Annotated in this window: 19 protein-coding genes; 11 read left to right on the forward strand and 8 right to left on the reverse strand. The window is 69.0% G+C overall.

The window, feature by feature from the left end; translation table 11 throughout:
• Positions 1–611 (reverse strand): NAD(P)/FAD-dependent oxidoreductase (locus H165_RS0101515; RefSeq protein ID WP_017937131.1); only part of this gene is annotated, 611 nt, incomplete at its 3' end.
• Positions 612–938: 327 nt separating this feature from the next.
• Here H165_RS0101515 and H165_RS0101520 point away from each other — a divergent pair.
• The 4 genes from H165_RS0101520 (at position 939) to H165_RS0101535 (ending at position 6116) form a co-directional block, all read left to right on the forward strand.
• On the forward strand, positions 939–1271 hold the full coding sequence (locus H165_RS0101520; RefSeq protein ID WP_017937132.1) for a hypothetical protein: 333 nt from the start codon (positions 939–941) through the stop codon (positions 1269–1271).
• Between the two features lie 129 nt (positions 1272–1400).
• A complete protein-coding gene (gene pqqF / locus H165_RS18250) occupies positions 1401–3830 on the forward strand; it encodes a pyrroloquinoline quinone biosynthesis protein PqqF (protein ID WP_017937133.1) in 2430 nt (809 codons plus the stop codon).
• Between the two features lie 283 nt (positions 3831–4113).
• A complete protein-coding gene (locus tag H165_RS0101530) occupies positions 4114–5262 on the forward strand; it encodes a porin (RefSeq protein WP_231492905.1) in 1149 nt (382 codons plus the stop codon).
• 125 nt (positions 5263–5387) lie between these two features.
• On the forward strand, positions 5388–6116 hold the full coding sequence (locus H165_RS0101535; RefSeq protein WP_017937135.1) for a lipoate--protein ligase family protein: 729 nt from the start codon (positions 5388–5390) through the stop codon (positions 6114–6116).
• 1 nt (position 6117) lies between these two features.
• On the opposite strand, the gene cysZ is transcribed toward H165_RS0101535, so the two are convergent.
• Positions 6118–6867, reverse strand: coding sequence for a sulfate transporter CysZ (cysZ, locus tag H165_RS0101540; protein WP_017937136.1), 750 nt, complete (start codon positions 6865–6867; stop codon positions 6118–6120).
• A gap of 252 nt (positions 6868–7119) precedes the next feature.
• On the opposite strand from cysZ, the gene trxB reads away from it, so the two are divergent.
• A complete protein-coding gene (gene trxB / locus H165_RS0101545; protein ID WP_017937137.1) occupies positions 7120–8067 on the forward strand; it encodes a thioredoxin-disulfide reductase in 948 nt (315 codons plus the stop codon).
• A 72-nt stretch (positions 8068–8139) separates the two neighbouring features.
• Here the strand turns inward: trxB and H165_RS0101550 are convergent, their stop codons facing one another.
• The 4 genes from H165_RS0101550 to H165_RS0101565 form a co-directional block, all read right to left on the reverse strand.
• Positions 8140–8481 carry a HopJ type III effector protein gene (locus H165_RS0101550; protein ID WP_017937138.1) on the reverse strand — a complete coding sequence of 114 codons (342 nt, stop codon included), beginning with the start codon at positions 8479–8481 and terminating at the stop codon, positions 8140–8142.
• Positions 8478–8768: a DUF1244 domain-containing protein gene (locus H165_RS0101555; RefSeq protein WP_017937139.1), complete on the reverse strand. Its 291-nt coding sequence runs from the start codon at positions 8766–8768 to the stop codon at positions 8478–8480. The genes H165_RS0101550 and H165_RS0101555 overlap by 4 nt, the downstream gene beginning before the upstream one ends.
• Positions 8769–8955: 187 nt before the next feature.
• Positions 8956–9639 carry a dihydromonapterin reductase gene (folM, locus tag H165_RS0101560; RefSeq protein ID WP_017937140.1) on the reverse strand — a complete coding sequence of 228 codons (684 nt, stop codon included), beginning with the start codon at positions 9637–9639 and terminating at the stop codon, positions 8956–8958.
• Positions 9640–9829: 190 nt separating this feature from the next.
• Entirely contained in the window at positions 9830–10441 is a 612-nt protein-coding gene (locus tag H165_RS0101565) for an RNA-binding protein (protein WP_017937141.1), read from the reverse strand.
• Positions 10442–10735: 294 nt separating this feature from the next.
• On the opposite strand from H165_RS0101565, the gene H165_RS0101570 reads away from it, so the two are divergent.
• On the forward strand, positions 10736–11188 hold the full coding sequence (locus H165_RS0101570; RefSeq protein WP_017937142.1) for a flavodoxin: 453 nt from the start codon (positions 10736–10738) through the stop codon (positions 11186–11188).
• 51 nt (positions 11189–11239) lie between these two features.
• Here the strand turns inward: H165_RS0101570 and H165_RS0101575 are convergent, their stop codons facing one another.
• Positions 11240–12121, reverse strand: a complete 882-nt coding sequence (locus H165_RS0101575; RefSeq protein WP_017937143.1) for a LysR family transcriptional regulator — start codon at positions 12119–12121, stop codon at positions 11240–11242.
• Between the two features lie 87 nt (positions 12122–12208).
• Between H165_RS0101575 and H165_RS0101580 the strand changes: the two genes are divergently transcribed.
• The 4 genes from H165_RS0101580 to H165_RS0101595 all read left to right on the forward strand — a co-directional run bounded on the left by H165_RS0101580 (position 12209) and on the right by H165_RS0101595 (position 15112).
• A complete protein-coding gene (locus H165_RS0101580; RefSeq protein ID WP_017937144.1) occupies positions 12209–12583 on the forward strand; it encodes a CidA/LrgA family protein in 375 nt (124 codons plus the stop codon).
• Complete coding sequence (locus tag H165_RS0101585) at positions 12583–13269, forward strand: LrgB family protein (RefSeq protein ID WP_026146270.1); 687 nt, start codon at positions 12583–12585, stop codon at positions 13267–13269. The genes H165_RS0101580 and H165_RS0101585 overlap by 1 nt, the downstream gene beginning before the upstream one ends.
• Before the next feature lie 194 nt (positions 13270–13463).
• On the forward strand, positions 13464–14222 hold the full coding sequence (locus H165_RS0101590; protein ID WP_248681183.1) for a class II aldolase/adducin family protein: 759 nt from the start codon (positions 13464–13466) through the stop codon (positions 14220–14222).
• Positions 14219–15112, forward strand: a complete 894-nt coding sequence (locus tag H165_RS0101595; RefSeq protein ID WP_017937147.1) for an alpha/beta fold hydrolase — start codon at positions 14219–14221, stop codon at positions 15110–15112. Before H165_RS0101590 ends, H165_RS0101595 begins: the two co-directional genes overlap by 4 nt.
• On the opposite strand, the gene H165_RS0101600 is transcribed toward H165_RS0101595, so the two are convergent.
• On the reverse strand, positions 15104–15907 hold the full coding sequence (locus H165_RS0101600) for a SirB1 family protein (protein WP_017937148.1): 804 nt from the start codon (positions 15905–15907) through the stop codon (positions 15104–15106). The genes H165_RS0101595 and H165_RS0101600 overlap by 9 nt on opposite strands.
• Positions 15908–16033: 126 nt before the next feature.
• Here H165_RS0101600 and H165_RS0101605 point away from each other — a divergent pair, with 126 nt between their 5' ends.
• Positions 16034–17056 carry a Leu/Phe/Val dehydrogenase gene (locus H165_RS0101605; protein WP_017937149.1) on the forward strand — a complete coding sequence of 341 codons (1023 nt, stop codon included), beginning with the start codon at positions 16034–16036 and terminating at the stop codon, positions 17054–17056.
• Positions 17057–17199 lie beyond the last annotated feature (143 nt).

Here is a 17199-nt window from a genome sequence, read left to right on the forward strand (position 1 = left end):
TCGGCTTCGGCATCCAGCTTGTAGCGCTTGATCAGCTGCTTGCCGATGTGGCCGCGGCAGCCTTCGGCGAACAGGGTGTACTTGGCGCGCAGCTCCATGCCGGGGGTGTAGTAGCCCTCCTTGGGATTGCCCTCGCGGTCGACGCCGAGGTCGCCGGTGATGATCCCGCGGACGATGCCCTGCTCGTCGATCAACGCTTCCTGGGCGGCGAAGCCGGGGTAGATCTCCACGCCCAGGGCCTCGGCCTGCTGGGCCAGCCAGCGGCACAGATTGCCCAGGGAGATGATGTAGTTGCCTTCGTTGTGCATGGTCTTGGGCACGAAGGCGTTGGGGATCTTGGTGGCGGCCTGGGCGTTCTTCAGCAGATAGATGTCGTCGCGGGTGACCGGGGTGTTGAGCGGGGCGCCGAGTTCCTGCCAGTTGGGGAACAGTTCGTTGAGCGCACGGGGCTCGAAGACTGCGCCGGAGAGGATGTGGGCGCCGACTTCGGAACCTTTCTCGACGACGCAGACGCTGATTTCCTGGCCGGCCTCGGCGGCCTTCTGCTTCAGCCGACAGGCGGCGGACAGGCCGGACGGCCCGGCGCCGACGATGACGACGTCGAATTCCATGAACTCACGGTCAGACACGGTAATTTCCCCTTGATTGTTGATCCCGCGGTCTTCCTGAGCGGGTGACCGGGGTCGTTTTTGTGGTGACGGCGCCTGGCGACCGATTCACTCGGCTGGCCAGGTGCTGGGTTTGCTTGCTGCGAGTGGTTTTCTACATTCTCCCGGATCGGCCCGCCGGCTTCCAGTCGAAAGCGCTCTCTGACCGTGAGCGGATTGCACATTTCTGGGGCGAGAGTGCCGGTTTGGGGCCGGAATGCTGGGCAGACGGGGGGGACTCGGCTAATGTCGGGAAATCGAGCGGATCAGATAGGAAGTACGAGGGAGACAATGGTCTACGTACAGCGCGACGACAAAGGTCGGCTGCTCAGGGTCGAGCATCAGCCCTTCGAGGGCATGAACGACACCCTGGCGGTGGAGAGCGAGGAGCTGCGCGACTGGCTGAAGGCCCGCGAGGAGGTGAAGGCCCGTCTGGACAGCCTGCGCAGTTCCGACCTGGAGCTGGTGCGGGTGCTCGAGGACGTGGTCAGCGTGCTGGTCGAACGCGGGGTGATCCGCTACACCGACCTGCCCGAGGCGGCGCGGGTCAAGCTCGACCAGCGCGCCGTGGCACGCGCTGAGATCGAGGGGTTGAGCAGCCTGCTCGGCGAAGATCCGGAGTAGTGGCCCTTGCGCCTCCGCGGCTGACGGCGATCCTCCTCCCCTGGACGGCCTTCCTTACTGCCAAAGAAGGATTGTCCTTCCGCCACCTGCCGGGAAAGCTGGGGCAAACCCGTTGTCTCGGTGGCCGCCATGGCTGCTCGTTGCTTTTGCCCCTCGCAGTCCCTCGTCCTGGGCGGTGGCCTGTGCACGACCCTCGTCCACACGCCGGACGACAGCCATGCCGCAGTCCTGCTGCGGGTGGCGGCCGGCAGCCATGACGAGCCGCGGGCCTTTCCCGGCCTCGCCCATTTCCTCGAACATCTGCTGTTCCTGGGCGGCCGCCGCTTCGTCGGCGAGCAGCGCCTGATGCCCTTCGTGCAGGCCTGTGGTGGGCGTCTCAACGCCAGCACCGGGGCACGTAGCACCGAATTCTTCTTCGAACTGCCGGCGGCGCGTCTCGCCGAGGGGCTGGCGCGTCTGCAGGACATGCTGCTCCACCCCGCCCTAGAGGAGTCCATTCAACTGCGCGAGCGCGAGGTGCTGGAGGCCGAGTTCCGCGCCCGCGCCGCGGACCTGGACACCCTGGCCGAGGCGGCGTTGGCCTGGGCGGTGGCGGACGGCCATCCGCTGCGGGATTTCCACGCTGGCAACCGGGCCAGCCTGGCGGTGGAGCAGGCTGCCTTTCGCCATGCCCTGGCGGCCTTTCACCAGCGCCATTACCGCCGCGGCGCCTGCTCGCTGGTGTTGCTCGGCCCGCAGCCGCTGGCGGAGCTACAGTCGCTGGCCGCTCAGCTGGCCCGCAGTCTGCCGGCCGGCGCGCCGCCGCCACGCGGGGCACCGCCGGAGCTACTGCCGCTACGCAGCACGAGTCTGGCCATGCATCTCGCTGCCGGCCTGCCGCGGCTCTGGCTGGGCTTCGTGCTGGACGGCCAGGCGCACCTGGAGCCGGCCGTGGGCCTGCTCGACTGGCTGCTCGGCGACGAGTCCCCCGGCAGCCTGCTGGCACGGCTCGGCGAGCTGGGGCTGGTGGACGGGCTGCGCCTGCGCCTGCCCTACCAGCACGCCGGGCAGGGGCTGCTGGTGCTGGACTTCAGCCTGGTCGACGCCGGCGCGGAAACCCGGGCGCTGGTGGAAGCGGCGCTGTTCGACTGGCTGGGCTGGTTGCTCGGCACGGCGGACTGGAACGTCCTGCTTGCCGATTACGTCGCACATCTGCGGCGCCACCTGGCCGGGCTGGCGCCGCTGGAGCGGGCGCGCGAGTGGCCGCGGGCCCGGGGACCAGAGGTCGAGGCGGTGCGTGCGCTGCTTGCCCAGCTGCAGCCGCAGCGGCTGATCCGTCTGTGTGGCGCCGAGGAACTGCGCGGCGCGCCGCGGCTGGCAGCCGGCTTCACGGTGGAGCTGGCCGAGGAGAGCGCGCAGCCGCTCCCTTCGCGCAGACCCGACTGGCGCTTCGGCGTGACGGCCAGGGCAGGGCAGCCGCTTCTCCCTCCGGCAGGGGCCGCCGTCGAGCTGCCCCGGCTGTCGGGGCCGGAAGAATACGGCGCGCTGTTTCTGCGCTGGCGACCGGCCGATCGTGCCCCTTTCCCGGCGCTGCAGTGGCTACTGCGACCGCTGGCCGGCCTGGCCCGCAAGCAGGAGGTGGAGCTGCGCTTCGCGCGGCTGGGCGGGGACTGGCAGCTGAGCCTGCAGGGCGCCGGCGCGCCCTTGCCGGCGCTGCTGGGCGAGGTCATCGCGGCGCTGCGCGAGCCATCCGCCGAGGTCTGTGCCCAAGGCCGGCGCCTGGCCCAGGCGGAGCTGCGCCGCCAGGCCGCCGAGTTGCCGATCCGCCGCCTGCTAGGCCTGCTGCCGGAATATCTGGCCATGGGCGAACTACCGAGCGAGCCGGCGGAAGCGGTCAGCCCCGAGCGCATTCGTGCCGGTTGGGCGGAGTCGCACTGGGATGGGCTGCTGCTCGGCCTGGGCGCGGAGCAGCGTGTGGAGGTCGGCCAGTGGCTGTCCGCGCTACCCGGCACGCCCTGTCCCGATGGCCTGCCGCTGCCAGCGTTGGCCGAAGGCCGCTACCGTCGGGATCTGCCGATGGGCGGCGAGCAGGCCGTGCTGCTGTTCCTGCCTCTGGCGGATCGCAGTGCCCGTGGTGAGGCTGCCGCGCGGCTGCTTGCCCGCTGCCTCGAGGAACCTTTCTACCGCCGCCTGCGCAGCGAGCTGCAGCTCGGCTACGCGGTGTTCTCCGGCTTCCGTCAGGTGGCCGGCTGGCCGGGACTGCTGTTCGCCGTGCAGTCACCCTGGGCCTCGCTGGAGCAACTGGTTGGGCATATCGAGACCTTTCTGCACGAGGTCAGGCTGCCGCAAGGGGAAGCCCTGGAGGCCCTGCGCCAGGCCCTGCCGGCCGCGCTGGAGGTTCCCGCGCGCCTTGCCGAACGCGCCGCCCAGGCCTGGCAGCTGCACCTGGCCGGACGTCCATTGGACTGGCCGGAGCGACTGCGCGCCGCCCTGGCCGAGCTGCGCCACGCCGACCTGCGCGCCGTCCATCAGGCTCTGCTGAGCCAAGCCGGCGGCCGCTGGCTGCTGACCGCCGTCTGAGCCCCGTAACCTCCCGGAATCCCCCTGGACGGCAACCCGGTGCCGCCCAGGGCCTCCCTGTGGACGAGTCCCTACGACTTAAGCCTTGCTCCATCCGGGTACGGGCGTCTTACGCCTCTCAGCGCGGCCCTGCGCTACGCGGCGAAAGCACTAGCCGAGTGCTGCCATGGCAGCGTATGGCCGCCTGGAGGGCGTTTCGATAATCGCCTCCGTCACGACTCACACGTCAGTCGTCCCACCCGCGGAGAGCGTCATGAACAAGAACAAGACAGCCAGCCCCCGAATGCTTCCCCTTGCCCTGGCTTCGGCCGTCGCCCTGGCATTCGCCCAGTCGGCCAGCGCCGAGATCGTGCTGTACGACCAGGATGGCACCACCTTTGCCACCGACGGCTACATCAACGCCTTCTATGTCAACAGCGATATCGACCGCCCGGGCGAGCAGTTCGACCGCACCCAGTCGCGGGTGAAGATGGGCTTTCTGCCTAACTGGATCGGCTTCAACATGAGCAAGCAAGTGGGCGACCTCAAGCTCGGTGCGCGCTCGTCCTTCTGGGTCACCATCAACGACAGCGAGACCAACGGTACCGACACTGCCATCGACGTCCGCCAGTTCTACGGCACCATCGCCGGCGACTGGGGCGAGGTGCTGATCGGTAAGGACTTCGGCCTGTTCGCCCGCTCCAACATCCTCCTCGACGAGCTGCTCGGCGGCTACGGCCAGGTCAGCGACACCCTGGGCCTGGTGGACGGCGGCGGGGTGTCCTTCGGCAACATCGGCAGCGGCTACCCCTATCCGTTCCCCACCTCGCAGATCACCTACCGCACCCCGGTGGTCAATGGCTTCCGCCTCGCGGCCGGCATCATGGACCCGGTGGACACCAACGACGACAGCCCGGCCGGCAAGGCCTACCAGGAAGAGCCGCGCTTCGAGGCCGAGCTGACCTACCAGTTCGACCTGGGCGGTGCGCAGATCTACACCTGGCTGAACGGCGCCTACCAGTCCTCGGAGAACACCGACAACAGCGTCGACACCGTCAAGTCCAAGGGCCTTGGCTACGGCGTGCAGGCCAAGATCAGCGACCTGACCCTGGTGGCCTCGGGCTTCACCGCCGAGGGCATCAACCCGTTCTTCACCAACAACCTCGGCGAGGCCTCGCTGCGCGAGATGGACAGCGACGGCTACCTGTTCCAGGGCGCCTACCGCTTCGGCAAGAACCGCATCGCGCTGTCCTACGGCAAGACCCGCGACGATGGCAACGGCCTGGGCGTGAAGGCCGACTTCGAGACCCGCGCCATCGCCTACACCCGGGACATCAACGACCACCTGCGGCTGATCGCCGAATACAACCAGTTCGAAATCGACGGCCGGGATGGCAGCGGCAGTCTGGAGGACACCGACACCCTGGCGCTGGGCGTCTCCCTCAGCTGGTAAGTGTGACTGCTCCGTTTTGGCGGGGGCCGGCGACGGCGTCCCGCCTTTTTTGCGTGTGCGGTCGGCCGCTACCCAAGCCGGCGGCGAGCGTTTAGGCTGCGCGCGAAGGTGGCGGAGGAACGGGCATGGGGCTGATACGGGAACTGGCGGTGGAAGCAGGACTGGACGCCGAGCGTGAACTGCTCGCCCGGGTGCAGCGCGGCGAGGGTGATTGCGGCCTGCTGCTCTGGCGGCCCCGCGCGGCGGCGCTGGTGATGCCGCGCAAGTTCGAGCGCCTGCCCGGCTTCGCCGCGGCCTGTGCGCTGTGCGAGGCACGCGGCTGGCCGGTGGCGCTACGCGATAGCGGCGGCGAGCCGGTGCCTCAGTCGCCGGCGGTGCTCAACGTCGCCCTGGTCTACGCGGTGCCGCCCGGGGAGAAGGAGGTGACCCGTCTGGAGACCGCCTACCTGCGCCTGTGCCAGCCGTTCTCCGCCTGGCTCGCCGCCCAGGGGCTGGCGCCCGGGCTCGGTGAGGTGGCCGGGGCCTTCTGCGACGGCCGCTACAACATCACCCTGCGGGAGCGCAAACTGGCCGGCACCGCCCAGCGCTGGCGGCGCCGGCTGGTCGACGGGCGCAACCTGGTGTTGGCCCATGCCGCGGTGCTGATGGACAACCAGCGCGCCACCATGGTCGAGCTGGTCAACGCCTTCTATGCCGCCTGCGGCCTGGACGACCGCTGCCGCGCCACCAGCCACATCGCCCTGGCCGAATGCCTGGCCGAGCCCTGGCGGCGTGTCGGGGAGCTTCCCGGCCACTACCGCCGGGCCTTGGCCGCCGCCGGGCTGGCGCTGCCGGTGCTGGCGGGGGAGGCCTGACTCAAGCCCGGCGCAGTGCCTGCTCGCCGCCCTCGCGGACCCAGAACAGGGTCGCCCCGGCCACCGCCGCAGGCATCGCCAGCAGGTTGAGCAGCGGCACCAGCAGGGCCAGGTAGGTGATGCCGCCGAAGCCCAGGCAGGCCCAGCGCCGCTCGCGCAGCCAGGCGAGCATCTCGTTCCAGCCCAGCTTGTTGTTGTCCGCCGGGTAGTCGATGTACTGCACGGCCATCATCCACACCCCGAACAGCAGCCACAGCGGTGTGGCGATCAGGTTCAGGCCGGGGATTAGCGAGAGGACGAACAGAGCCAGGGCGCGGGGCGCGAAGTAGAGCAGCTTGCGCAGCTCGCGGCCGATGGTGCGCGGCACCATGGCGAACAGCTCGGCCCAGCTGAAGGGCGGGAAGTTGTCCTCGCCGCGCACCACCACTTCCACCTTCTCGGCGAGGAAACCGTTGAAGGGCGCGGCGATGATGTTGGCGAGCATGGTGAAGGTGAAGAACACCATCAGCAGCACCAGCACCACGAACAGCGGCCAGAGGATGTAGTTCAGGAAGCCCAGCCAGTCCGGCAGGGTCGGGATCAGCTGATCGACCCAGCCGCCGAAGCTGCGCACGGCGAGGCCAATCAGCGCGGCGAACAGCAGCACGTTGACGGTCAGTGGCAGCAGGACGAACAGCCGCAGGCCGGGACTCAGCACCAGTTTCAGGCCTTCGCGCAGGTATTGCGGGCCGGACAGCACCGGGGTGGACATGGCATCTCCTTGCGTGTCGGGAACGCGCCGACCATACCGGTTTTCGCCCGCCGGAGTAAGCGTCGGGGCGGGTTCATAGGCAGCGTCTATGGACGACATGGGAAATCGAAACTTCCTGCCGGGCAGGCGGCTGCGTAGCCTGATTTCCAGCAGCCCGGTGGCCGGCGGCCACCCCAACCCTTTGCGGGATCACCTGTCGACGAGCCACCCCCTGGTTCTGGTGATCCCTTTTTTTTCCGCCAGGAGAGCATCATGTCCGCAACCCGCCATGCCCGGCTCATCATCCTCGGCTCCGGCCCCGCAGGTTACACCGCCGCCGTCTACGCGGCGCGTGCCAACCTCAAGCCGCTCTTGATTACCGGCCTGCAGGCCGGCGGCCAGCTGACCGCCACCAGCGAGGTGGATAACTGGCCGGGCGATCCCCACGACCTCACCGGTCCGGCACTGATGGCACGGATGCAGGCCCATGCCGAACGCTTCGACACCGAGATCGTCTTCGACCACATCGCTGCCGTTGACCTGGCCGGGCGACCCTTCGTGCTGCGCGGCGACAGCGGCACCTACAGCTGCGATGCGCTGATCGTCGCCACCGGTGCCAGCGCCCGCTACCTGGGCCTGCCCTCCGAGGCGGCGTTCATGGGCCGGGGCGTCTCGGCCTGCGCCACCTGCGACGGCTTCTTCTACCGCAACCGCCCGGTGGCGGTGGTCGGCGGCGGCAATACCGCGGTGGAGGAGGCGCTGTACCTGGCCAACATCGCCAGCAAGGTGACCCTGGTGCACCGCCGCGAGACGTTCCGTGCCGAGAAGATCCTCCAGGACCGCCTGCAGGCCAAGGTCGCCGAGGGGCGCATCGAGCTGTGCCTGAATGCTGAGGTGGACGAGGTGCTGGGCGATGTCTCGGGGGTCACCGGGGTGCGCCTGCGCTGCCGCGACGGCGCGCTGGAGGAACTGCAGGTGGACGGGCTGTTCGTCGCCATCGGCCATACCCCCAACACCGGGCTGTTCGAGGGCCAGTTGGCGCTGCGTGACGGCTATCTGGTGGTGCAGGGGGGACGTGACGGCAATGCCACCGCGACCAGCGTGCCGGGGGTGTTCGCCGCCGGGGACGTGGCCGATTCGGTGTACCGCCAGGCGATCACCTCTGCGGGAGCAGGCTGCATGGCGGCGCTGGATGCGGAGCGCTACCTCGACGCGCTCTAGCCCCGCGCTGGCGCCGTCCCTGGCGTCTCCCGGCCGGGCGTATCCGCCCGGCGTCCGGGGCTTCCTTGTCGCTCAGCCCTTGCGGCTCAGCGGCAGGCGCTCGAAATGCACGCCGCCGAGGCCGTTGGCCATCAGCGCGCGGATGTTGCCGTGGTCGTTGCCGTCTGGAGTGGCCAGCACGCTGCGGTAGTGCTCGCCGAAGGCACGCAGGGTTTCCTCCAGGCTCAGCCCCTCCAGCAGGGCGAGGCCGAGGGTCTTGCAGGAGCCTTCGTTCTGGCCGGCCTCATTGCGCTGCGTGCCGTTGGTGAAGGCACTGGGCTGGTAGTCGTAGTGCTCGGCAATGAAGGCCAGGGTGTCGGCGAACTGGTGCTGGTCGCTGTGCAGGCTGGCGCGGAAGTCGTTCAGATCGCTCATTTGCTGTTTTTCTCGAAGGCGGCCTTCTGTTCCGGGGTGGCGTCCTTCTGGTAGCGGGCCTTCCATTCGGCGTAGGGCATGCCGTAGATCTCCTCGCGGGCCTGCTCGAGGGTCAGTTCGATGCCGGCATCGTCAGCGGCGGCTTTGTACCACTTGGACAGGCAGTTGCGGCAGAAGCCGGCCAGGTTCATCAGGTCGATGTTCTGCACGTCGCTGCGCGCCCGCAGGTGCAGCACCAGCTGGCGGAAGGCGGCGGCTTCCAGTTCGAGTTGTTGCTGTTCGGTCATGACAATGCACTCCGTAGAACAGGATCGGTTGCAGGGATGAATGCCGTGCCGGCACCGCGCTCGCGGAGTCCGCGGCGTTCCTCGGAAAGTCGGTCGTCGCTCGGCGGGGAGAGTTTGTCGCGCTCCGCGCCCGTAGGGAAGCCGGCAAGCGGGTTGGAAAACGCCATCGCTGTGCCTCGCCCGTCGCTCAGTTGCCGCGCAGGTGGCGTCCGCCGTTGACCACGATGTTGCTGCCGGTGCTGTAGTTGGACTCCAGCAGGTAGAACACCGCCTGGATCAGCGGCTCGGCGCCCGGCTCGTACTGCAGCACCGCCTTGCCCAGGGCCTTCCGCTGGTAGTCCGGGGTGCTGTCCTCCTTGAAGATCAGCAGGCCGGGGGACACGGCGTTGACGTGCACCGCGGGGCCATACAGCGAGGCGAACGACAGCGTCATGTTCTGCAGCGCGGCCTTGGTGGCGGCGTAGGCGATGTGGCTCTTGCTGCCACGCGAGGAACTGTCGTCGCAGATGTGGATGATGTCCGCGCGGTCCGCGCGGCGGAGAAGCTCGCCGAGTTCCAGGTTGAGGTGGTAGGGCGCCTCCACGTGGATGCGGAACATGGTCTCCAGGTTGTCCAGTCCGTCGTCCAGCCACAGCGAGGCGTTGTGGATGATGCCGCGTAGCGAGGCGTAGCGTTCGCGTACGAAGGCGAGCAGCGCCTCGCGCTGTTCGCGGCTGCGCAGATCGGCCTGGAAGTGGGCGATGCGCGGGTGCTGGCTGGTCGCCGGCGAGCGGTTGACGGCGAGGATGTCGAAACCTGCCTCGGCCAGGCGCTCGGCGAGCTGCTGGCCGACGCGCTTGTTGGTGCCGGTGATCAAGATGGGACTGGTCATACGGGCTCGATCCGTTGCGAAAACTCTGCCCGTGCGGGCTCGGCCGGGGAGTTGCGGGCTGGGGCGCGGGCGCCAAGCCTTATGCCCGGCGCGGCCTGGCGGCGTCAAGCCCGACCTGTGCACGGGGTCAACGTTACCCTAGTCTGTCACGGGGCAAAAGCCGGAGGAGCGGGCGCGGCGGGGCGGGGAGTCAGTTGGCGGCCTGGCTGTGCCGCAGGCGCTGGAGCTGGTCGAGCAGGTAGGCGCGCAGGCGCTCGATGCTGCGGCTCTTGCGCAGGGTCTGGCGGTAGGCGTAGAGCCCTTCGCTGGTCTTGCGGACCAGGTTGCCGGTCAGTTCCAGCGGCTGCTGGCCGTCCACGGGAAGCCAGAGCGCCAGGTGCTCGGGTGCTTGCTTGTGCCCGCGCAGTTCGACCAGCAGGCCGCTCTGCGACAGTTCGTGCAGCCACATGGAGGTGGACTTGCCGACGGTGTCGATGAGGTTGACCGGCGGCTCGAAGTGCAGTCGCCAGGGCCGGTCGGCGACGTGCTGCTCGTCGATGGTCGGGGCGCTCAGCTGCAGGTGCAGGCCCTCGTGCTCGTCCGTCACCACGCGCACCGGGAAGGTGATGCGCTGGTTGTCGATGTGCGCCTCGATGGTCAGTTGCTCCTCGCTGGCCAGTTGGGTGAGCAGCTTCTTGGTGCGGTCGCCGCCTTCCAGGATGAGCAGTTGCGACCTGGTCGTCGGGACTTGCGGGGCATCTTGCAGACTGCGGATGAAGTCCAGCTCCTCCTGCGTCAGTATTGAAACCGTGTCGTCTTGCATCTATCGAACTCGCGATGATGGAACCGCTATGACCTTGGGCGAAATGAATGGTTGCCGAGAGAGCTCCCTTTCCCGGCCGTGCGGATCGCTGGCCTTACCGCCGCTCTGTGCTGGACCTGTGCGCTGCGCCTGCCGGGGCAGGGAATCGTGTTTCCCGACGCTTCCGCGGTCGGGGGTGGAGGCCGAGTGAATGCAGGCGCATGACTTCAGTATTGATCATTTCCGTCGCTTCGCTAGGCAGGGGCGGCTTGCGGCATAATATCCGACCTCGTTTGTCAGACTCTGGAGCAGTTCATGAAAATCGCCATCCTGTCGGGTTCGGTCTACGGCACCGCGGAGGAAGTGGCCCGCCACGCCGAGCATCTGCTGCGGGCTGCGGGCCACGAGGCCTGGCACAAGCCGCGCGCGAGCCTCGAGGATGTGCTGGCCTTCGCTCCCGAGGCCTTCCTGGTGGTGACCTCCACCACCGGCATGGGCGAGCTTCCGGACAATCTGCTGCCGCTGTACTGCAGCATCCGTGACCGCTTCCCGGCCTGGAGCGGGCTGCCCGGCGGGGTGATCGGTCTGGGCGACTCCAGCTACGGCGATACCTTCTGCGGTGGCGGCGAGCAGGTCCGCGAGCTGTTCGCCGAGCTGGGCATCCGCGAGGTGCAGGGGATGCTGCGCCTGGACGCCAGCGAGACGGTTACCCCGGAGGCCGACGCCGAGCCCTGGCTGACCGAGTTCGCCGCCGCCCTGCGTGGCTGATGCCCGGCTGCACAGTCTGGCGGTCCCGCCCCGGGCCTGCAGCCAACCTTCCTACAGCAGCGGCCGTTCCCGCAGCAGCGCCAGCCAGGCCTGGGCGGCGCGGGACAGGTAGGCGCCGCTGCGCCAGATGAAGGCGATGTCCCAGCGCAGGTCCGGTTCGCGCAGCGGCAGCAGCACTACCCCCGGGCGCTGCAGGCTGCGCGCCACCACCCGCGGCAGCAGTACCACGCCCTGGCCGGCGGCCACCAGCGCGGCGAGGAAGTCGGCCTGGCCGCTGCGCCCAGCCTCGCGCGGGGTGAAGCCAGCCTCGCGGCAGGCGCGTAGCAGGCGTTCGTTGAGGATGAAGCTCTGCTGATAGAGCAGGAAGGGGGTGTCGGCCAGTTCCGCCAGGGCGATGTCCGCCTGCCCGGCACGGGGATGGTCGGCAGGCAGCAGCACTTCCAGCGGCTCGTTGCAGAACGGCTGGCAGGCGAAGGCCGGATTGTCGCGGGTCAGGCTGGCACCCAGCTCCAGCTCGCCGTCCAGCAGCAGCCGCTCGATGACCAGGCTGCCGCCTTCCTGAAGGTGCACCTCGATGTTCGGGTAGCGCCGCCGGTACTCGGCGATCAGCCTGGCGAACAGCGCGTCGCTGCCGAGCAGCGGTAGGCCCAGGCGCAGCTCGCCGCGGGCCAGGTGGCCGAGGTCGTCCAGCTCGTTGAGCAGGTCACGGCGCAGGCGCAGCATCTCGTCGGCGCGTCTGAGCACCAGGCTGCCAGCCTCGGTGAGGCGGATCTGCGGGCCGAGGCGCTCCAGCAGGCGCACGCCGAGACTCTGCTCGAGTTGCGCCACCTGCTTGCTCACCGCCGACTGGCTGGCGTGCAGCACCCGGGCGGCCTGGGTGAAGCCGCCCTGACGCACCACTTCGACGAAGCTACGCAGTTGTTTGAATTCCATTATGGAATTCCTATCAGTCAAACAATTCGCTTTTGTGATGATAGCCGCAGGCGTAGCTTGAAGCCATCCAACGGGAGGATCGTTGCCGTGAAATGCCTGTCCCTGCGCTTCGTTCGTCTGTGTGGCGAGCTGGCCGTGCTGTTCGGCCTGTACGCCGCCGGTTGTCTGATGGTCCGCTGGTCGGGCTGGCCGTTGCCCGGCGGGGTAATCGGCCTGGCCTTCCTGCTGCTGGCCTTCGCCAGTGGTCGGGTGTCGCCGCAGGCGCTCAAGCTCGGCGCCGGCCTGCTGCTCTCGGAGATGCTGCTGTTCTTCATCCCGGCGCTGATGAGCCTGCTCGATTACGGCGAGCTGGTGCGCGAGGACGGCTGGCGGATTCTCCTGGTGATCGGCACCAGCACCTTGCTGGTGATGCTCAGCACTGCGCTGGCGGTGGAACTGCTATGCCGCTGGAGGACTCGCTGATGAACATGCAATGGCAGGCCTGGTTCTGGCTGGCGCTGACCCTCGGCGCCTACGTGTTCAGCCGCTGGCTGTACCGGCGCAGCGGTCGCTACCTGCTGTCGCCGCTCCTTCTGGTGCCGGCTCTGCTGCTCGCCGTGGCGTTGCCGCTGCACACTTCCTACGCCGAATACTCCAGCCTTACCCACTGGCTGATGGCGCTGCTCGGTCCGGCCACCGTGGCCTTCGCCGTGCCGATCTGGCAGCAGCGCGCCATGCTCGCCCGCTACTGGCCGGCCCTGCTGGTCGGCATGCTGGTCGGCAGCGCGGTGGCGATCGTCAGCTCCTGGGGGCTGGCCAATGCCCTGGCCCTGGATGCCAGCGTGCGTCTGTCGCTCCTGCCGCGCTCGATCAGCACGCCCTTCGCCCTGCCGATGGCTGCCGACCTGGGCGGGGTGCCGGGGTTGACCGCGGTGTTCGTGATGGTTACCGGGGTGTTCGGCGCGGCCTGCGGCGGCTTGCTGCTGAAGTGGCTGCCGCTGCGCAGCAGTTTGGCCCGCGGTGCACTGTTCGGCGCCGGCGCCCACGCCGCGGGGGCCAGCCGCGCCCACGAGGTAGGCCGCGAGGAGGGCTCGGTGGCCGGTCTGGTGATGGTGCTGATGGGCCTGCTCAACCTGGCCGCCGCGCCGCTGCTGGTCCGGCTGCTGTGAGGCGGTGGTGTGGCGCATGAGCGAACTGACCCGCACGGCCAGCAAGCTGGCCGTTTCGGAAACTTCCGTACTGGTGCGGCATCGCTAGACTCGATGAACGCCGATTCCCGCGCACAGGCCGCGGGCGAGGGTCCACTCACTCAATAACAAGGACAATCGAGGTGACCGCCGTGACCGCTGCTCAAGCCCTTTCCATTCCCAGCGTCAAGGACCGGGTGTCCGCCGTCGAATGGCAGACCCGCGTCGATCTGGCCGCCTGCTACCGGCTGATCGCCCACTATGGCTGGGACGACCTGATCTTCACCCACATCTCCGCGAAGATCCCCGGCACCGAGGAATTCCTCATCAATCCCTACGGAATGATGTTCCACGAGATCACCGCCTCCAGCCTGGTGAAGATCGACCTGGCCGGCCGCAAGCTGATGGACAGCCCCTACGAGATCAACCCGGCTGGCTACACCATTCACAGTGCGGTGCACGAGGTGCGCCCGGACGTGGCCTGCGTGCTGCACATCCACACCCCCGAAGGCATCGCCGTGTCGGTGCAGAAGGCTGGCCTGCTGCCGCTCTCCCAGCAGTCGCTGTTCGTGCTCGCCAGCCTGGCCTACCACCCCTACGAGGGCGTGGCCCTCAACCACGAGGAGAAGGCCCGCCTGCAGGCCGACCTGGGCGACAAGAACTTCCTGATCCTGCCCAACCACGGGCTGCTCACCGCCGGCGGCAGCATCGCCGACACCTTCCTGATGATGTTTACCCTGCAGCGCGCCTGTGAGGCCCAGGTGATGGCCCAGGCCAGTGGCCGCGAGCTGATCCACATCCCACAGCAGATCCTCGACGGCGCCCGAGCCATGCTCGCCGGGGTGACCCGCAGCAAGCAGGGCATGGGCGGCGCGTTGGCCTGGCCGGCGCTGCTGCGCCTGCTGGATGCGCGCAACCCCGGCTACGCCGAGTGAAGCCTCTAACCGGCATCCCCCTGGGCGTCTGGCGCGCCCAGGGTCGCGACTTTGTCTTCGTCCGCCAGCGGATCCGCTACTGGACCGCCGGCGCTGGCGAGCCGCTGTTGCTGATCCACGGCTTTCCCACCGCCAGCTGGGACTGGCACTACCTCTGGGAACCGCTCGCCGCGCGCTACCGGCTGATCGCCTGCGACATGCTCGGTTTCGGCGATTCCGCCAAGCCGCGCGATCACGACTACCGGCTGCTGGAACAGGCCGACCTGCAGCAGGCGCTGCTCGCCCACCTGGGCATCGATGAGGCGGTCCACGTGCTGGCCCATGACTACGGCGACAGCGTCGCCCAGGAGCTGTTGGCCCGCCACGAGGAGGGACGCTTCCGGCTGGCCAGCTGCGTGTTCCTCAACGGTGGGCTGTTTCCCGAGACTCACCGCCCGCTGCTGGCCCAGCGGCTGCTGCTCAGCCCGCTGGGGCGTTTCATCGCCTGGCGCTTCGACCGGCGCCGCCTGGGAGCCAGCCTCCGGCGCATCAGTGGCGCACTGAACCCGCCCGACGAGGCCGAGCTGGATGCCTTCTGGACGCTGATCGCGCAGCACGACGGCCCGGCGGTGCTGCACCGGCTGATCCGCTACATCCCCGAGCGCCGCCAGCAGCGCGAGCGCTGGGTGGCCGCCATGCAGCGTACCCGGGTGCCGCTGCGGGTGATCAACGGCGCCGACGATCCCATCTCCGGGGTACACATGGTGGCCCGCTATCGGCAACTGATCGGCAATGCCGACAGCGTGCTGCTCGACGGCGTCGGCCACTATCCGCACATCGAAGCGCCGGAGGCGGTGCTCCGCCACTACCTGCAGTTCCGTGCGCGGCTTTCCGGCTGTGCCTCAGTGTAGTGGCGGCCTGGCGCGCAGCTCGCGCAGGCGCAGGCCGAGGTGGGCGTGCAGGGCCGGGTCCTCGGTGAGCAGCAGGGCGCATTCCAGGTCGTGACGTTCGCCCTGCGGGCATTCCAGGTGGCGGTACAGCTCGGCGCGGGCCAGGTGGTCGAGGGCCGAGGGCGGGCCGATCTCCAGGGCGCGCTCGGCGTCCTTGAGGGCCGCCAGGTAGTTCTCGCTGTTGACGTGCAGCAGGCGCAGGTTGCGCGACAGGCGCTGGAGGACCTGCCGGTCGCTGGCCGGACTCAGGTGCTCCAGAGTCAGCGCCATCTCTGCGCCGAAGTGCTGGTAGAGCAGCTCGCGGCAGTCCTGGGGATACAGTCGGCGGCCGGTACAGGGATCGAAGAACTGGCTGCTGCCCGGCACGCCAAGCAGGAAGCGCCCGGGGAAGTTGATGCCCTGCAGGGGGATGTCCAGCTGGCGGGCCAGTTCCAGGGCGAGCAGGGCGAGGGCCAACGGCTGGCCGCGCTGGCGCTGCAGAACCTGATGGAGCAAGACGGAGCGGGGCAGCAGGGGATCGTCGAGGTCCTCCTGGAAGCCCAGCTCGCAGAGCTGGCGCAACAGCGGCTGGGCCAGCTCCCGGGCCGGGCGCGCTGGCAGTAGCGCCAGTACCTGCTGGCGCAGGTCGTTCAGCCGGTTCAGCCAGTGGCGTGGCTGCAGCTCCGCCTCGTGCTCGGCGGCGATCCACAGCGCCGCCTCGAACAGGCGGGCGGGGCGGGCAGCGAGACAGTCGAAGCAGTGCTGGCGCGGTGTCATCAGCGTCTCCTGGGCTTCTCTGGGTTTTAGCGGCTGCCGGCCTATCCGTCCAGCGCGTGGCGGATGCGGCCACGGAACCTCGGCCCAGCTCCTATACTGGCTGGAAAACAGCAAGGGAGACTCGCCATGTTTGCCATCATGGAAGCCGCCCGGCTAGAAGCGCTGCATCTGGCGCAGGACCCGGCCACCGGGCTGAAGGCGATCATCGCCATCCACAGCACACGGCGCGGTCCCGCCCTGGGGGGCTGCCGATACCTCGCCTATCCCGACGACGTCAGTGCCCTGCGCGACGCCGTGCGGCTGGCCCAGGGCATGAGCTACAAGGCCGCCATGGCCGGCCTCGAGCAGGGCGGCGGCAAGGCGGTGATCATCCGCCCGCCCCATGTGGAGGACCGCGGGGCGCTGTTCGAGGCTTTCGGGCGCTTCATCGAGACTCTCAACGGCCGTTACATCACTGCGGTGGACAGCGGCACCTCCAGCGCCGACATGGACTGCATCGCCCAGCACACCCGACACGTGACCAGCACCACCAGCGCCGGTGACCCCTCGCCGCACACCGCCATGGGCGTGTTCGCCGGGATTCGTGCCACCGCTCAGGCGCGTCTCGGCAGCGATGACCTGGAGGGCCTGCGGGTGGCGGTGCAGGGCCTCGGCCATGTCGGCTACGCGCTGGCCGAACAGCTGCACGCGGCTGGCGCCGAGCTGCTGGTCAGCGACCTGGACCCCGGTCGGGTGCGCCTGGCGGTGGAGCAGATGGGCGCCCAGCCGGTGCCGCCCGAGGCGCTGCTCTCGACGCCCTGCGACATCCTCGCGCCTTGCGGCCTGGGCGGGGTGCTCAATGCCCAGACGGTCGGCCAGTTGCACTGCGCGGCGGTGGCCGGTGCGGCCAACACCCAGTTGGCCAGCGCGGAGATCGCCGACCTGCTGGAAGCCCGGGGGATCCTCTACGCCCCCGACTACGTGATCAATTCCGGCGGGCTGATCTACGTCGCGCTGCGCCACCGTGGCGAGGAACTGCCGGCGATCACCGCCCACCTGGCGCAGATCGGCCGGCGGCTGACGGAAATCTTCGCCCACGCCCAGGCCGACAAGCGCTCGCCAGCGCGGGTCGCCGACCAGATGGCCGAGCGCCTGCTGTACGGCAGCTGATTTCCGCGCCGGCCACCCGCTGGCGACCGGCGCCGCCCCCTCGCGGGCAACCTGTCCGTCCCGGCGCGCCCGGGTGGACGTGCAACCCCGCCATCACGAGTGGCGGGCAACCCGAAGCGCACCCACAAGGTGCCAAGGAGTTA

This window comes from Pseudomonas thermotolerans DSM 14292 (assembly GCF_000364625.1).
In the GTDB taxonomy this organism is placed as follows: domain Bacteria; phylum Pseudomonadota; class Gammaproteobacteria; order Pseudomonadales; family Pseudomonadaceae; genus Aquipseudomonas; species Aquipseudomonas thermotolerans.

Coding starts and splice junctions, on each gene's coding strand:
- H165_RS0101520 (WP_017937132.1), top strand. CDS start 939: ATGGTCTACGTACAGCGCGACGACAAAGGTCGGCTGCTCAGGGTCGAG.
- pqqF (WP_017937133.1), top strand. CDS start 1,401: ATGGCTGCTCGTTGCTTTTGCCCCTCGCAGTCCCTCGTCCTGGGCGGT.
- H165_RS0101530 (WP_231492905.1), top strand. CDS start 4,114: ATGCTTCCCCTTGCCCTGGCTTCGGCCGTCGCCCTGGCATTCGCCCAG.
- H165_RS0101535 (WP_017937135.1), top strand. CDS start 5,388: ATGGGGCTGATACGGGAACTGGCGGTGGAAGCAGGACTGGACGCCGAG.
- cysZ (WP_017937136.1), bottom strand. CDS start 6,867: ATGTCCACCCCGGTGCTGTCCGGCCCGCAATACCTGCGCGAAGGCCTG.
- trxB (WP_017937137.1), top strand. CDS start 7,120: ATGTCCGCAACCCGCCATGCCCGGCTCATCATCCTCGGCTCCGGCCCC.
- H165_RS0101550 (WP_017937138.1), bottom strand. CDS start 8,481: ATGAGCGATCTGAACGACTTCCGCGCCAGCCTGCACAGCGACCAGCAC.
- H165_RS0101555 (WP_017937139.1), bottom strand. CDS start 8,768: ATGACCGAACAGCAACAACTCGAACTGGAAGCCGCCGCCTTCCGCCAG.
- folM (WP_017937140.1), bottom strand. CDS start 9,639: ATGACCAGTCCCATCTTGATCACCGGCACCAACAAGCGCGTCGGCCAG.
- H165_RS0101565 (WP_017937141.1), bottom strand. CDS start 10,441: ATGCAAGACGACACGGTTTCAATACTGACGCAGGAGGAGCTGGACTTC.
- H165_RS0101570 (WP_017937142.1), top strand. CDS start 10,736: ATGAAAATCGCCATCCTGTCGGGTTCGGTCTACGGCACCGCGGAGGAA.
- H165_RS0101575 (WP_017937143.1), bottom strand. CDS start 12,121: ATGGAATTCAAACAACTGCGTAGCTTCGTCGAAGTGGTGCGTCAGGGC.
- H165_RS0101585 (WP_026146270.1), top strand. CDS start 12,583: ATGAACATGCAATGGCAGGCCTGGTTCTGGCTGGCGCTGACCCTCGGC.
- H165_RS0101600 (WP_017937148.1), bottom strand. CDS start 15,907: ATGACACCGCGCCAGCACTGCTTCGACTGTCTCGCTGCCCGCCCCGCC.
- H165_RS0101605 (WP_017937149.1), top strand. CDS start 16,034: ATGTTTGCCATCATGGAAGCCGCCCGGCTAGAAGCGCTGCATCTGGCG.